This window comes from Streptomyces sp. NPDC101234, from assembly GCF_044767525.1.
In the GTDB taxonomy this organism is placed as follows: domain Bacteria; phylum Actinomycetota; class Actinomycetes; order Streptomycetales; family Streptomycetaceae; genus Streptomyces; species Streptomyces sasae.
On sequence record NZ_JBIWOA010000013.1, the window covers coordinates 66236 to 80572 of the forward strand.

Sequence of the window (14337 nt, forward strand, 5' to 3'; positions counted from 1 at the left end):
ACATCCGTCGATGTACGTGCCGACGGTGGGGCACAGGCCGTGAACCCCACCGGACACGCTGCTCGCGGTCTAGTACACGAGCGCCTGCGTCCCGTCCGCCATCGCCTCCTGTACGAACACCTGCGCACCCGCGATCCGGACGCCCTCGATGACGTCCTTCTCCGTGATGTCCCGGCGGGCCGCGCACTGTGTGCACAGCGTGAGCGTGCCGCCGGCCAGGATCGAGTCGACCAGGTCGGGCAGCGGGGCGGCATGCGGCAGCTCGAACTCGGCGGCCCGCCCCGGCAACGCGAACCACGCGGACTCGCCGGTCAGCCACATCGACACCTCGACGCCACTGGCCACGGCCACCGCCGCCACCGTGAACGCCTGCGAGCACCGCTCCGGGGCGTCCACGCCCGCCGTCACCTTGATCACGAGCTTCTTAGCCATGCGAGCAGCGTAATCCGACCGTCGGAGGCGCGGCGGTTCACGGCAGGTGCGCCGCGCGCTGGTGCTGGCGCAGCAACACGTTCGCGTCGGTGGCCGCGCTGTGGTCGTGGCCGGCGCGGGCGGTCTCCCGGCGGCCGTCCAGATCGCCGCACTCGACACAGCCGGGGACGGGCCGGGGCGGGCGGCTGAGGTCCTCCGGGTCCGGCGGCACGGCCCACGTACGGTCGTTCGCCGCGCGTACACCCGCGCTGATCCGCTCTCTGTCGGTAGCGGGGCGTAGCGTCGCCGGGTCGGCCTGCCACTCCCTGCCGCCGCCGACGGGGCGCAGTATCGCGTACGGCCCCGACTGGTCCTGGTACTCGCCGACCTGTTCGGTGGCGGTGTCGTAGAGCAGGGTTCCGGGCTCCATGGCATTCGCTCCTTTCGTCCAACATCTATACGAAATGCGAGAGTTGGACTACTCTGCGTGTCGAGGCTGCTACGAGGATGGCCCGGGGGCGGGGTAGGCACGCCGATGACGAGCGGTTCTTCCGCCATTGGCAGCGCTAATTCCACACATTCCACAGGGAATCAGGGAGGGGCGCGGTGCCGCAGAGGCGCGTGGTGACGGGGCGTAGTCAGGAGCCGAGGCAGCGGTTCGCGGAGGAGCTGCGGTTGCTGAGGGCGGAGCGGGGGGTGAGCTTAAAAGGACTGGCCGAGGAGCTGGGCTGGGACGCGTCCAACTTCGGGAAGATGGAGAGCGGGCGGAGCCTGGGCAGCCCGGAGATCGTGGAGGCGCTGGACCAGTTCTATGGGACGCCGGGGCTGTTGCTGGCGCTCTGGGAGCTGGCGGTTGGGGATCCGTCGCAGTTCAAGGAGCAGTATCGGCGGTACATGAGGTTGGAAGCGGAGGCGGTGAGCTTGTGGCACTACGCCGCGAGCTCACCGCCGGGTCTGCTTCAGACGGCCGGGTACGCCCGTGAGGCGCTCGCAGTGGGCTGGATCGACGGCGCCGAATTGGAGCAGCAGGTGGAGGCACGCGTCGGGCGTCGCCAATTGCTGGAGGGCGATGACTCGCCCATGTTCCGCGTCATCCTCTCCGAGGCTGTACTGCGTACGTCGTTGCGCGATCCGGTGGCTTGGCGGGAGCAGCTGGAGCACTTGGTGGAAGCCGCCGAGCGCCCGAACATCACGCTCCAAGTGCTGCCGTTCAGTGCCGGACCTCACGGCCTGATGAACACCTCCGTGAAGTTCCTGCGGTTGCCGGATGGCCGGACGGTCGCCTACACCGAGAACGATTTACGTGGTGAACTGGTCGAAGAAAACGCCTCAGTTGAGCTGCTACTGCGTAGGTACGATGCGATGCGCGACCTGGCGCTGCCACCGGCCGAATCGCGCAAGTTCATCCTGCGGATGTTGGAGGAAGTGCCGTGCGAGTCGTCGACCTGAGTGGCGTGACGTGGCGCAAGAGCAGCTACAGCAACACGAGCGGCGGCGACTGTGTCGAGGTCTCCGACGATCTCCTGGCCTCCGCCTCCTGGCGCAAGAGCAGCTATAGCAACTCCGACGGCGGCCAGTGCCTCGAAGTCGCCCCCGGCATCCCCTCCCTCGTCCCCGTCCGCGACAGCAAGGCCCCCGCCCGCGGGAACCTCCTCTTCGGCGCCTCCTCCTGGTCCGCGTTCGTCGCGGCGGTCAAGGCGGACGGCGTCTGAGCCGCCCCGTACGCCTCCGTCGCCACCCGCACGAACGACCGCAGCAGCGGATTCCCGTCCGCCTCCTTCTCCTTCCATGCCAGCACCACCCGGCTCGGTGGCATGTCATCGACCGGCACCACCGTGAGACCGTCCCCCGGGTCATGGTCGGCCAGGGTCATGCCGACCGTGCCGTTCCAGAGCACCATCTGCCGGCATTCCTGGACCGCGCGCACCACCGGCCCCTCCCGCTCCTCCCCGCCGTTCCAGTACGACTGCCAGAGGCGATCCGTGCCCGCGGGGAACCGGAACCACCGCCGGCCGGCGAGGTCGGCCAGCTTCAGGCTCTCCCGGCGGGCCAGCGGGTCGTCGGCGCGCAGCAGCGCCCCCATCGGGTCGGCCCGCAACTCCCGTACCACCAGCCCGGTTTCGTCGAACGGCGTGCGGGTGAGGGCGATGTCGACGAGCCCGGCGTGCACGCCGCACGTGGGGTCCGTCAGGTCGGTCTCGCGGATGCGGATCTCCACGCCCGGGTGGCGTTCGCGGTACGCGTGTGCCAGTCGCCTTACGCCCGGATCCGTGCTGTCGCCCAGGAGGCCGACCGTCAGAACAGCGGTGCCGGCCGCCCCGGCGACGCGTACGCGCAGCCTGTCGGCCTGGTCGAGGAGTGCGCGGGCCTCGTCCAGCAATACCGCTCCCACCGGGGTGAGTGCGACGCCGGCCGACGACCGTTCGAAGAGGGCGGCCCCGATCTCGGCCTCCAGGCCCTTGATCGCCCGGCTCAGCGGAGGCTGGCTCATATGGAGTCGCGCGGCGGCCCGGCCGAAGTGGAGTTCCTCGGCGACCGCCACGAAATAGCGCAGCGTGCGTAGCTCCATACAGCAACGATACCGATCGGGTATGGAGAGGGCGGAACAGGTCTTGGACAGCCGTACCGCCCCGGCCGTCGAATCGAAGCATGACGATTCACGACCACGACCATGGCAACGGCAACACGCCCGCTGTATCCGTCGTCGGGCCCGACGGCGGTGAGGTGCTGATGCTCGGCACCACCCGGATGCGCGTCCTGGAGGACGGCCGTACCACCGGCCACCGCCTCGGCCTCGCCGAGTCCGTGCTCGCACCGCACACCCCCGGCCCGCCGCAGCACCGGCACGCCCGGCACGACGAGGGCTTCTACGTCATCTCCGGCTCGGTGCGTTTCACGGTCGGGGAGGAGGAGTACGACGCCACGGCCGGGACGCTCGTCATGGTCCCGCCCGGCGTCCCGCACGCCTTCGCCAACGTCACCGACGAACCGGCCGTCATGCTCAGCACGTTCACGCCCGACCTGTATGTGCAGTACTTCCGCGACCTGCGGGGCATGTTCGCGACCGGCACGGCACCGACCCCGCAGGCCCACACCGAGGTGATGAGCCGGTACGGCACCGAACTCGCCACCTCATGAGCGTCGCCTACTGGATCGTGGCCGGCCTGCTCGCCCTCTTCTACCTCTACGCGGGCGGGATGAAGGCCGTACGGAGCCGGGAGCGGTTGCGACCGATGATGGCGTGGGTGGACGGCATGCGGATGGCGGCCGTGCGCGCGATCGGGGGTGTCGAGGTGCTGGGCGCGATCGGCCTGGTGCTGCCACGGCTGACCGGCATCGCGCCCTGGCTGGTCCCGGTCGCCGCGGTCGGCTTCACCGTTCTTCAAGTGGGCGCGATCGGAGTCCATGTGAGGATGGGAGACCGACAAGTCGCCCTCAATACAGTGCTGTTGCTCACGGCGGCGATGGTCGGCGGGCTCGCGGCGGTGTCCTGATTGTAATTAATCCCTGTACAACTCACTGAGTTGACCATGAGTCTCCTGTGGAGCGTGGATCAAGGAATCCACGCTCCCGTTGCCAACAGGGGGACGAATTGGACTCACCGGAAGCACCACCACCTGAAACACCACCTGGAAGACGGAAGAGTGGCCGTACCGCCGCACTGATCGCCACCGCCGCCGTGCTCGGCGTCGTCGCGGGCACCTGCGTCGGCTACCTCGTCCAGGCCGACCGCGAGCCCACCGCCCTGCCGTCGCTCTCCCAGTCGTCGATCGCGCAGGCGAAGGGCGCCGGTCCCGAGCCGCTGTCCGCCGCGCAGGACCGGCAGGTCAAGGTCGACGGCGATCTGCGCAAGCTGCTGCTGGAGAAGCCGAGTGGGGCGCGCAAGGAGCCGGTGCAAGTGGGCGACGACGGGTGGATGAACGTGGTCGAGTACGCGGAGACGTACCAGAACCCGGTCGGCGCCTTCCGCAGCCTGGTCGCGGGCGACGAGTTCCGCCGGACGGCCGTCACCGACTGGCGTGAGGGCAGCACGTACAGCGTCGAGATCGAGTTGACCCAGTACCGCCAGGACGAGTCGGGCGGCGAGGCCTCCGAGGCGGCGGGTTACGAGTACGACGCCCGGTCGGCGGACGGCCACGACACCCGGAGCTGGCCGATACCCGGTACGGGTGACGGCATGGCCTACGTCCACGAGCGGCCGGACACCTCCTACGACGTGAGCCTGTACTCGGCGGAGGCGCACGCGTGGCGCGGGGACATCGCCATGGACATCTGGGTCTACGACACGAAGCCGATCCCGAAGACGAAGGTGCTGGGTCTGGCGACGCGGCAGATGGAGCGGCTGTGAGCGAGAACCCCGAGAACCCCGAGCCGGCCGTGGTTGAGCTGCCCGCCTCCGAGCTGTCCGTCTCCGAAGCTCCCGTCTCCTCTGAGCCGGTCGTCTCTGAGCCGGTCGTCTCCGAGCCGGTCGTCAAGAAGCCGCGTGACCGCCGTCGTATCGCCACCGTCGTCGCCACCGGTGTCGCACTCGTCGCCGTCGTGGCCGGGGCCGCCTGGACCGTCGTCACCGTCCGCGGCGCGGACCGCGACGCCGGTGCGGCCACGTGGCGGCTGCCCGAGGCCGCCGCGGGCACGAAGACGGACAAGGCCACCGGCCTTCGGGGAATGCTGCTGCCGTACGGCAAGGACACGTACGGGCGGGGCCCGGACATGGCCCAGTTCGGGTCGGACGCGGAGCTGTCCGGCGCCCAGGCCGCCGCGCTGCAGAAGGAGTCGCTCAAGGACCTGCCGCGCTCGCAGCGGCGGGAGCTGGAGCGGCAGATCGACAGGAACCCGGTCAGGGGCGTGGCCATGCGCAGCTACGTGAACACGGCCGTGTCGCCCGGCGCCGAGTACACGATGCAGATCGAGCTGGCGCAGATGGAGAACCAGCGGACGGTCCGTTCCGTCGCGGCGGCCCAGAGGCAGCTCCTGGGCGCGCTGAAGGTGCTCCGGAAGGGGCCGGAGATCGAGGGCTACAAGGACTCGACCGCCTGCTTCCTGCCGGTGGCCGACTCGGCCGAGAAGCTCGACACGATGATCTGCACCGGCTATGTGGGCGACGTGCTGGTCACTGGCACGGCCATCGCGGCCAAGCCGCTGGACAAGAAGAGCGCGGCGGACATGCTCCGAGCCCAGCTCGACCGCATCAAGGACCCGGGGGCGGCCGTATGACCATGGACGTGAACCAGCCGAAGACCACCGACGGGCCCCCGGAGGGCGGGCCGCAGACGCCGGAGGCTGCGCCCCAGGCCTCCGGGACCGGCCCGCAGACGCCGGAGGGTGAATCGCAGGCCCCCGAGGTCGCGCCCCGGACGCCGGAGGTCGAGTCGCTGACCCCCGAGGCTGCGCCCCAGGCCTCCGGGACCGGCCCGCAGACGCCGGAGGGTGAATCGCAGGCCCCTGGGGCCGAGCCCCAGCTCCCCGAGGCCGGGCCGCAGATGCTGGACGCCGAGCCCCAGTTCTCCGAGGTCGGGCCGCAGATGTTGGACGCCGAGCCCCAGTTCTCCGAGGCCGGGCCGCAGATGTTGGACGCCGAGCCCCAGTTCTCCGAGGCCGGGCCGCAGATGCTGGACGCCGCGGTCCAGTTTCCCGAGGTCGCGCCTCAGGCCCCGGTGAAGGGCCGGCGTCTGCTGCGCGGCGCCCTGCGGTGGGTTTCCGCCGTTGCCGTCTTCGCCGTCGTCGGGTCCGGGACGGCCTACGGCATCACGCGGCTCGACCGCACCGACGTACCCGGCCTCGCCACCCACTCCGACGGCCGCTGGGACTACCCGATCCTCGTGAAGCCCCCGCTGCCCTCCGGCAGCCCGGGCCCGAACGACGACACCCGCAACCCGGCCGGCACCCACTACGCCGACCTGCGCAGACTCGTCCTCCCGGCTCCGAAGGGCGCCACCGTCGACGCGTCCCTCAAGGGGACGGACGGCTGGCTGCCGACCAAGACCTTCCTCGCCGAGTTCGCCACCGCGCACGACCGCGAGGAACTGGGCCAGAAGCTCGTCGACAACGGCCTGCGGCACATCGCGGCCCGCGGCTGGACCACGCCCGACGGCACCCGCACCCGGATCTATCTCCTCCAGTTCGGTACGGCCGCCGTCGCCGACGACATGCTCAACAAGCAGCTCATGAACCAGGCGATGCCGACCTACGCACTGCGCGACGGCGACTCGTACGAGCTCGACGGGCACTACCCCGACCAGGCCCGGATGGACGACGTCCTGCTCGCGCCGTACCGGGAGCTCCAGCCGTACGGCGCCGCGCAGGCCCGGCAGGCCTATCTGGCCACCGGCGACACCGTCGGCGTGGTCATCCAGTCCCGCAAGGGCGAGGCACTCGCCGTCCCCTTCCAGCAGACGGTGACCCTGCAGAGCGAACTGCTGAGCTGACCTCGCCAAGAGCCACGGGCCCCGGCCGCGTAAGCTGGGGCCCGGCTCTTGTACGTACGCCCACCCTCGCTCAAGGAGCACCCGTGGAAGCCTTCTTCGAAACCCTGCTGGTCCTGGTCTGCGTCGGCGTCATCGCGTTCGCCGGGCTCACCGTGAAGAAGCTGTACCAGGGCCAGCGCTGAACCGCATCGTCCAGTAGACCCGTCTAGGAAACCGCCGCCATGATCGAGATTCCGTCCGACCTGCACAAGGACCTGGTTCCGCTCGCCTTCCTGCTCGGCAGCTGGGCCGGCGCGGGCGTCCACGACTTCCCGGGCTCGGAGAAGTGCAACTTCGGCCAGGAGGTCACCTTCGGCCACGACGGCCGGGACTTCCTGGAGTACCACTCCCAGACCTGGGTGCTGGACAACGACGGCAACAAGGTCCGCCCGCTGGAGACCGAGCACGGCTTCTGGCGCATCGACGCCGCCCGCAAGGTCGAGGTCACGATGGTCCGCGACGACGGCGTGATCGAGATCTGGTACGGCGAGATGGCCGACAAGAAGCCGCAGATCGACCTGGTCACGGACGCCGTGGCCAGGACGGCAGCCTCCGCGCCGTACACCGGCGGCAAGCGGCTGTACGGGTACGTCAAGAGCGACCTGATGTGGGTGGGCGAGAAGCAGACCCCCGAGGTCGAGCTGCGTCCCTACATGTCGGCGCACCTGAAGAAGGTCGTCACCCCGGAGGACGTCGAGCGCTGGGCCAAGGCCCTTCCCGACGACATGCCGGACGACGGCATCGCGTTCTTCAAGTAGTTCCTAACTTTGGAAGTGGTTCTAGACTTTCGGTGTGGTGAGCACCGACTGGAAGAGCGACCTCAGGCAGCGCGGCTACCGGCTGACGCCGCAGCGGCAACTCGTGCTCGAAGCCGTGGACACCCTTGAGCACGCGACCCCCGACGACATCCTCGGCGAAGTGCGGAAGACGGCGTCGGGGGTCAATATCTCGACGGTCTACCGGACCCTGGAGCTCCTGGAGGAGCTGGGGCTGGTCAGCCACGCCCATCTGGGGCACGGGGCGCCGACGTACCATCTCGCCGACCGGCACCATCACATCCACCTGGTCTGCCGCGACTGCGAGAACGTGATCGAGGCGGATGTGGCGGTGGCCGCGGAGTTCACCGCCAAGCTGCGGCGGGAGTTCGGCTTCGAGACGGACATGAAACACTTCGCGATCTTCGGGCGTTGCAAGGACTGCGCGCCGAAGAGAGCCGCGGCGGCAACTGTCCAGACTTCAATTACCGAGTCGTAGGCTTATGTATATGAAGAGCCCTCTGCTGTCCCTGCCCGGTGCCGTCCCCGCCGAGGGCGTGGACGAAGGCGTCGCCGCGCACTACGGCGATCTGTTCCGCGAGCAGCGTGCCCTGGCCGGCGGCGCCGGTTTCGTCGACCTGTCCCACCGGGGCGTCGTCGCCGTCACCGGCGAGGACCGTCTCAGCTGGCTGCACCTCCTGCTCACCCAGCACGTCAGCGAGTTGCCCGTCGGCGAGGCCACCGAGGCGCTGATCCTCTCCGCGCACGGCCATATCGAGCACGCCCTGTACCTGGTCGACGACGGCACCACGGTCTGGGCCCATGTCGAGCCCGGCACCCAGGAGGCGCTGCTCGCCTACCTGGAGTCGATGAAGTTCTTCTACCGGGTGGAGGCCGCCGACCGGACCGCCGACTTCGCGGTCGTCCACCTGCCGGCCGGTTCGATCGCCGAGGTCCCGGACGGCGTCGTCGTACGCGAGACGGCGCACGGCCGTGATCTCTTCCTGCCCCGGGCCGACCTGGAGGCGTACGCCGAGAAGGCGGGCCCGGCGGCCGGGCTCCTGGCGTACGAGGCGCTGCGCGTCGAGCAGCACCGGCCCCGCCTCGGCTTCGAGACAGACCACCGCACCATCCCGCACGAGCTGGGCTGGATCGGCACCGCCGTGCATCTGCAGAAGGGCTGCTACCGGGGCCAGGAGACCGTGGCCCGGGTGCAGAACCTCGGCAAGCCGCCGCGCCGCCTGGTCTTCCTCCACCTCGACGGCAGCGAGGTGCACCTGCCGCCGCACGGCACGGAGATCCGGGTGGCCGACGAGGGCGAGGACGGCCGGCAGATCGGCTTCGTCACGACGTCGGTACGGCACTTCGAACTGGGGCCGGTCGCCCTGGCGTTGGTGAAGCGCAACGTACCCGTCGACGCCCGGCTGATGGCGGGGGAGACGGCGGCGGCCCAGGAAGCGATCGTCGAGCCCTAGGCGTTGTCCGCAGGTCTGTCGGAGGCCGTCGGATCCGGCAAGCACGCTGCGCGAGTTGCCGTTGCCAATCCATAATTGGCAACGGGCAGCGACCTTTGGGACACGGCGTGCACGTGTCCGGCCTCATCGAGCGGCGTGCCCCTGGGGGAGGAGCAGTGACACCGCAGGAGGAGTTCGCCGAGGCGCTGCGGGTGCGCCGGGAGGCCGCGAAACTCTCCCTCGCCGAACTGGCGGAACGGGTGCACTACAGCAAGAGCTACCTCAGCCGGGTCGAGAACGGGCTGCGGCCGCCCGGCCGGCTTCTCGCCGAGCGCTGTGACGCCGCGCTGCGGGCCGACGGCGCCCTGCTCGCCCTGCTCCCGGCCGGGCCCGAGAAGCAGGAGGCGCACGAGGGGCGTGAGGGGCGTGATGAGGCCGGCCGGTCCGGGCGTGTGGTCCCGCGACGCCCGCACCCCGACCTGATCCCGTCCCCGTCCGCCGGGCCGAGCGGCTACGGCGCCGAGTTCGACCAGCACATCCGGCGCGGCGACACCCGCCATCTGCTCGGCGAGATGTACGAGGCGGGCCGGCACTACCAGGCGGCCTACGAGACCGCGGGCGAGGACGAACTGGCCCGCTCCTACGCCGTGGTCCGCTCCGCCCGCCGCTGGTCGGACCCCGGGCAGGTCGACCGCGACCTGCTCTTCCGTATCGACGCCTGCCTGGCCGCGCTGGCGGACCGCGAGGATCCGCCCGCCGTCGAACTGCGGCTGCGGCTCACCGTCCACCGGGCCAAGAAGATCGCCATGGCCATCGGCGACGACACCGCGGTCACCGGCGCCGAACCCCGCACTGGTGCCCGGCTGGCCCGCCAGGCGCTGGCGGAGCTACGCGAGCGTGGCCGCCGGTCAGCCGGGCAGATCGGGGACGAGACCCGCTGCGAGGTGCTGACCGAGAGCCGCTGGGCCCTGTACGACTTCGCACCGGCCCGTGAACTGCTCGTCCTCTCCACCGAACTCCGCGACCTCGCCGTACGGTCCCACTCCGCCTACTTCCAGGGCGAGGCGCTGGTGGCCCTCGCCATCGACCAGCTGCGCACCGGCCGGGTGCCCGCCGCCGAGGCGACCGTCAGCCTCCACCGGGAGTTCGCCGCCCGGCACCGCAGCCGGCTCGCGCACTGGCAACAGGGCACGCTGGACGCCCTGATGAGTCTGTGGCGCGGGGAGTTCGGCGCCGCCGAGGGCTGGATCCTCGGGGAGGCCGGGAGGGTGGCGGGGGCGATGGAGTCCGGGCTCTCCATGCCCGCCGACACCCTCAGCCAGACCGTGCTCGGCCAGGAGTACTGGCTGCGCCACGAACAGGGCCGCCTGGCCGAGCTGTTCGCCTCCCCGCGCATGGCGGGCGTCCAGCGCCGGGGCTACTTCCCGGTGTGGCGGGCGGGCCTGGCGCTGGCCCTGTGCGAGACCGGACGGTACGAACAGGCCGTGGACCAGGTACGGGCGTTCGCCGCCGACGCCGACGGGTTCACCCGCTTCCCGCCGAGCGGCTGGGCGCTGCCCACCGCGGCGATCCTCGCCCAGGTCTGCGCCGACCTGACGGAGCGCACGGACCGCCGTGCGGAGATCTCGGCGTACCTCCCACCGCTGCGCGCCCTTCTCGACCCGCACGGCGACGAACTGGTGCTGGCCGGCTGGCCCACCGTGCTGCTCGGCCCCGCCGCCCGCTTCAGCGGACTGCTCGCCCTCGCCGCCGGCGAACCGGACACCGCGCTCGCGCACCTCGCCCGTGCCGGACGCCTGGTCCAGCGCTACCCGGCGCAGATGGCCCGGCTCCGCCTCGACGAGGCCCGTGTCCGGCTGCGTACCGGCTCGCCCGCCGCGCAGGACCTGGCCAGGACCGCGCTCGGCATCGCGGAGGAACTCGGCATGGCGGCCCTGGCCCGGGACTGCCGTGAGCTGCTCACATCTCCAGCAGGACGGTGAACGGCCCGTCGTTCGTCAGGGACACCCGCATCTGCGCCCCGAACCTCCCGGTCGCCACGGTCGCCCCCAGTGACCGCAGCTGCGCCACGACCTCCTCCACCAGCGGCTCGGCCACCTCGCCGGGGGCCGCCGCGTTCCAGGTCGGCCGCCGCCCCTTGCGCGCGTCGCCGTACAGCGTGAACTGGCTGATGACGAGCAGGGGCGCGTCGATGTCACTGCACGACTTCTCGTCCGCCAGCATGCGGATCGACCAGAGTTTCCTGGCGAGTTGGGCGGCCTTCTCCTTGGTGTCCGCATGGGTCACGCCGACCAGGACACACAGCCCCTCGCCCTCGATCGCGCCCACCGTCTCGCCGTCCACGACGACACTGGCGCCGTCCACCCGCTGTACCACCGCTCGCATGCGCACCATCATGCCCGGTGCGGATCCCCGGTACGGAACGGGCACAGCTCAGGCCGAACTTCTGTGTGGTGGCGCCGTTGCAGTCCCAGATCTGGAGGCGGGTGCCGTTGACGGTGGCGCCGCTGGGGGAGTCGAGGCAGCGTCCGGACTGGGGGTTGAGGAGGGAGCCGTCGGTCTGCTGGACCCATTTCTGGCCCCCGACCCCGTTGCAGTCCCACAGCTGTACGGCGGCGCCGTTGGTGCCCCTGTCGTCGGAGGCCACGTCGACCACGGAGATCCATGCGGTTGGCGAGTTCATGACATTCCGGCGACCGAATAAGGGTCCGTGCACGACAAGTCCCTTCAAGGCTGGAAGTGGCCCGGAACCTACGCACCATGTTCGAGTGCGTCAATATTTGTTTCCTTTTTTGGTGCAGACCACAGCGGGAGCGGGGACTGGAAAAGGAGGCCCATTATTGATCCTTAACATCCCAACTAGGGCCGTTCGGGGGCACTCGGTCACATTGCGGCCACTTGGGGTGGCACCATGCTTCCACACGCCGGTCGAGGGGACGGTAGAGGCGTATGAGCACACCGAGTACCGGGCGACTGAAGGTGCAGGGCACGCAGAGCGCGCAGAGCCTGCCCCGGCCGCCCGCACAGCGAGGCGAGGGCGTCCCGCTGCCCGCGGAACCCCCGGAGCACGATCTGACCCGCCTGAGCCTGCCGGAGCTGCGCGTCCTGCGCCGGGACGCCCAGCGCGACGAGGCCGACCTCAGTTACGTACGACGGCTGCTCCAGGGCCGTATCGACATCCTGCGCGCGGAACTGGCCCGCCGCTCCCCGGCGGGCGCGGCCTCCGTAGTGGACCGCCTCCCGGAGATCCTCACGGACGCCCCGGCCCGCCACCGCTCCTCGGCCCGCCATGTCACGCTGGGCACCCCGCACAACGAGGAGTACGGCCGCCTGGCCGCCGAGATGCTGGCAGAGGTGGAGCTGTCCGACCTGGAGGCCCGCACGGACACCGAACTGAACACGGCGATGGGCCGCCTGGTGCGCTACGAGCAGGAGGTGTCGGGCAGAAGGCAGCGCCTGCAACGCACGGCCGACGACTCCAGCGGAGAGATCGCGAGGCGCTACCGGGAGGGCGAAGCCCAGGTCGACGATCTGCTGATGTAAGGCTTGAGCGCCCCTTCAGGGGCGCGGGGAACTGCGCGACCAGCCCCCACCGGCCGGCACCCGAAAAATAGATCGGCACCACGGAATCAAACACATACCGTGCTGTCATGACCGACGCCGTCGAAGTCCGCCCCATAACCGAACCCGAGTTCGCAGACTGGCAGCGAGCCCTGATGACCGGCTTCCTCCGGCACCCCACGCTGACAGCCGACCAACTCGACGCCCGCCGAAGGCAGTTCGTCCCGGGCAGACTCCTCGGCGCCTTCGACGGCCCCCGCTGCGTCGCGACGTTCCGCTCCTTCACCCAGGAACTGACCGCGGTGGGCGGCGCCACCCTCCCCGCGGACGCCGTCTCGAACGTCACCGTCACCCCGACCCACCGCCGCCGCGGCCTGCTCACCCGCATGATGAGCCAGGACCTCGCCGCGGCGAAGGAGCGCGGGGACGTCGTCGCGACCCTGATCGCAGCCGAGTACCGGATCTACGGCCGCTACGGCTTCGGCCCCGCGACCACGCTGACCGAGTGGGCGATCGACGTTTCGCGCACCGGCCTGGACCCCCGCTGGTCGGGCCCAGGAGACGGCGGCCGGATCGACCTCGTCGACGGCGAGGACATCCGCAAGCTCGGCCCCGAACTGCACGAGCGCGTGCGCCGCGGTACGCCCGGCGCGGTCAGCCTCAGCGAGCTGTCGTGGCAGCTGCGGACGGGGGCGGTCCGCTTCGACTCCACATGGACCGAGCCGTACTTCGCGGTGTACCGGTCGGCGGCCGGCGAGGTCGAGGGCATCGCGTCCTACGATTCGGACGACAACTGGCACGACAAGCAGCCGCACAACACCGCCGACGTGCGCTGGCTGCTGGCCGCGACCCCGGCGGCGGAACGCGCGTTGTGGCACTACCTGTGCTCGATCGACTGGATCACCAAGGTGAAGAGCGGCTGGCGGTCGCCCGACGACCTGCTGCCGCACCACCTTCCCGACCCGCGGGCCGCGCGGATCACCACCCAGGCGGACTGGCTGTGGGTGCGGATCCTGGACGTCGTACGGGCCCTGGAGGCGCGGACGTACGACAGGGCGGGTTCGCTGGTGCTCGATGTGGTGGACCGGCAGGGGCTGGCCGGCGGCCGGTTCCGGCTGGACGCCTCCCCCGAAGGCGCGTCCTGCACCCCGACCACCGACACCCCTGAACTCACCCTGGACATCGCCGAGTTGGCGAGCGTCTGGCTCGGGGACCAGTCCGTGGCGCGGTTGCACGCCCTCGGACGGGTCCAGGAAGAGCGAGTGGGCGCCGCCCGGGAGGCCGACGCCCTGCTGCGCGCGTCCGGGCGTCCTTGGTGCCCGGACATCTTCTGAGACGGTCTCCTTCCTCCTGGTGACGGTGCCTGATTCACCTTGTTCAGTTGTCCGGCTGTGCTGTGGTGCTCGATGGTGCTCATCCGTAGCGAGCTGTGAAGTTGTGACTGTGCGGGTCCAGCCGTATTCGGTTGTCGGTGTTCAGTTGTGACTGTGCCGGTGTGCTGTGGGCTGGTCGTGCGCCTCGACGGCCGCCCTGAGTGACCGGGCTCCCGGCTCCCCTCCGGAAGGGAACCCGGTCGGCCAACCGCCGAGGAAGTTTGACCATGTTGTAAGAGTTGGTGACCAACTCCACTGTACTTATCTCCGCTTGGAAGCGACTCATAACCACCTTCCCGGGAACTGCCGGAAGATGGCG

Annotated in this window: 16 protein-coding genes and 2 pseudogenes; 13 read left to right on the forward strand and 5 right to left on the reverse strand. The window is 70.3% G+C overall.

Features of this window, described 5'->3' with window-relative positions; translation table 11 throughout:
* Window positions 1–69: 69 nt before the first annotated feature.
* Both ACIRR9_RS23990 and ACIRR9_RS23995 read right to left on the reverse strand, forming a co-directional pair.
* Window positions 70–432, reverse strand: a complete 363-nt coding sequence (locus ACIRR9_RS23990; RefSeq protein ID WP_365350811.1) for a DsrE family protein — start codon at window positions 430–432, stop codon at window positions 70–72.
* Window positions 433–469: 37 nt separating this feature from the next.
* Entirely contained in the window at window positions 470–841 is a 372-nt protein-coding gene (locus tag ACIRR9_RS23995; RefSeq protein ID WP_403755230.1) for a hypothetical protein, read from the reverse strand.
* Window positions 842–1017: 176 nt separating this feature from the next.
* Between ACIRR9_RS23995 and ACIRR9_RS24000 the strand changes: the two genes are divergently transcribed.
* Both ACIRR9_RS24000 and ACIRR9_RS24005 read left to right on the forward strand, forming a co-directional pair.
* Entirely contained in the window at window positions 1018–1860 is an 843-nt protein-coding gene (locus ACIRR9_RS24000; RefSeq protein ID WP_403755233.1) for a helix-turn-helix domain-containing protein, read from the forward strand.
* Window positions 1842–2123: a DUF397 domain-containing protein gene (locus ACIRR9_RS24005; RefSeq protein WP_403755236.1), complete on the forward strand. Its 282-nt coding sequence runs from the start codon at window positions 1842–1844 to the stop codon at window positions 2121–2123. The genes ACIRR9_RS24000 and ACIRR9_RS24005 overlap by 19 nt, the downstream gene beginning before the upstream one ends.
* Before the next feature lie 8 nt (window positions 2124–2131).
* On the opposite strand, the pseudogene ACIRR9_RS24010 reads toward ACIRR9_RS24005, so the two are convergent.
* Window positions 2132–2980, reverse strand: a pseudogene (locus ACIRR9_RS24010) (LysR family transcriptional regulator); the annotation flags it as partial.
* Between the two features lie 80 nt (window positions 2981–3060).
* Here ACIRR9_RS24010 and ACIRR9_RS24015 point away from each other — a divergent pair.
* From ACIRR9_RS24015 to ACIRR9_RS24055, 9 genes are all read left to right on the forward strand, one after another.
* Window positions 3061–3549 carry a dimethylsulfonioproprionate lyase family protein gene (locus tag ACIRR9_RS24015; RefSeq protein WP_403755239.1) on the forward strand — a complete coding sequence of 163 codons (489 nt, stop codon included), beginning with the start codon at window positions 3061–3063 and terminating at the stop codon, window positions 3547–3549.
* Window positions 3546–3905, forward strand: a complete 360-nt coding sequence (locus tag ACIRR9_RS24020) for a DoxX family protein (protein WP_403755242.1) — start codon at window positions 3546–3548, stop codon at window positions 3903–3905. The genes ACIRR9_RS24015 and ACIRR9_RS24020 overlap by 4 nt, the downstream gene beginning before the upstream one ends.
* A 98-nt stretch (window positions 3906–4003) precedes the next feature.
* On the forward strand, window positions 4004–4759 hold the full coding sequence (locus ACIRR9_RS24025; RefSeq protein ID WP_403755245.1) for a hypothetical protein: 756 nt from the start codon (window positions 4004–4006) through the stop codon (window positions 4757–4759).
* Complete coding sequence (locus tag ACIRR9_RS24030; protein WP_403755248.1) at window positions 4756–5625, forward strand: hypothetical protein; 870 nt, start codon at window positions 4756–4758, stop codon at window positions 5623–5625. The genes ACIRR9_RS24025 and ACIRR9_RS24030 overlap by 4 nt, the downstream gene beginning before the upstream one ends.
* A 392-nt stretch (window positions 5626–6017) precedes the next feature.
* The gene (locus ACIRR9_RS24035; protein WP_403755719.1) at window positions 6018–6836 is read left to right on the forward strand and encodes a hypothetical protein; all 819 of its coding nucleotides are present in this window, start codon (window positions 6018–6020) and stop codon (window positions 6834–6836) included.
* 221 nt (window positions 6837–7057) lie between these two features.
* Window positions 7058–7633, forward strand: a complete 576-nt coding sequence (locus ACIRR9_RS24040; protein ID WP_365350820.1) for an FABP family protein — start codon at window positions 7058–7060, stop codon at window positions 7631–7633.
* 34 nt (window positions 7634–7667) lie between these two features.
* A complete protein-coding gene (locus ACIRR9_RS24045) occupies window positions 7668–8129 on the forward strand; it encodes a Fur family transcriptional regulator (RefSeq protein WP_384565442.1) in 462 nt (153 codons plus the stop codon).
* A gap of 10 nt (window positions 8130–8139) precedes the next feature.
* On the forward strand, window positions 8140–9105 hold the full coding sequence (locus tag ACIRR9_RS24050) for a YgfZ/GcvT domain-containing protein (RefSeq protein ID WP_403755252.1): 966 nt from the start codon (window positions 8140–8142) through the stop codon (window positions 9103–9105).
* 155 nt (window positions 9106–9260) lie between these two features.
* Window positions 9261–11066 carry a helix-turn-helix domain-containing protein gene (locus ACIRR9_RS24055; protein WP_403755255.1) on the forward strand — a complete coding sequence of 602 codons (1806 nt, stop codon included), beginning with the start codon at window positions 9261–9263 and terminating at the stop codon, window positions 11064–11066.
* On the opposite strand, the gene dtd is transcribed toward ACIRR9_RS24055, so the two are convergent.
* Both dtd and ACIRR9_RS24065 read right to left on the reverse strand, forming a co-directional pair.
* Window positions 11044–11469 (reverse strand): D-aminoacyl-tRNA deacylase, encoded by a 426-nt coding sequence (gene dtd / locus ACIRR9_RS24060; RefSeq protein WP_403257222.1) that lies wholly within the window; start codon window positions 11467–11469, stop codon window positions 11044–11046. The two genes, ACIRR9_RS24055 and dtd, sit on opposite strands and share 23 nt — an antisense overlap.
* 61 nt (window positions 11470–11530) lie before the next feature.
* Window positions 11531–11767: pseudogene (locus ACIRR9_RS24065) on the reverse strand (ricin-type beta-trefoil lectin domain protein); the annotation flags it as partial.
* Window positions 11768–12033: 266 nt separating this feature from the next.
* On the opposite strand from ACIRR9_RS24065, the gene ACIRR9_RS24070 reads away from it, so the two are divergent.
* Both ACIRR9_RS24070 and ACIRR9_RS24075 read left to right on the forward strand, forming a co-directional pair.
* Entirely contained in the window at window positions 12034–12627 is a 594-nt protein-coding gene (locus ACIRR9_RS24070) for an aerial mycelium formation protein (protein ID WP_403755258.1), read from the forward strand.
* 107 nt (window positions 12628–12734) lie between these two features.
* Entirely contained in the window at window positions 12735–13979 is a 1245-nt protein-coding gene (locus ACIRR9_RS24075; RefSeq protein WP_403755261.1) for a GNAT family N-acetyltransferase, read from the forward strand.
* Window positions 13980–14337: the final 358 nt, after the last annotated feature.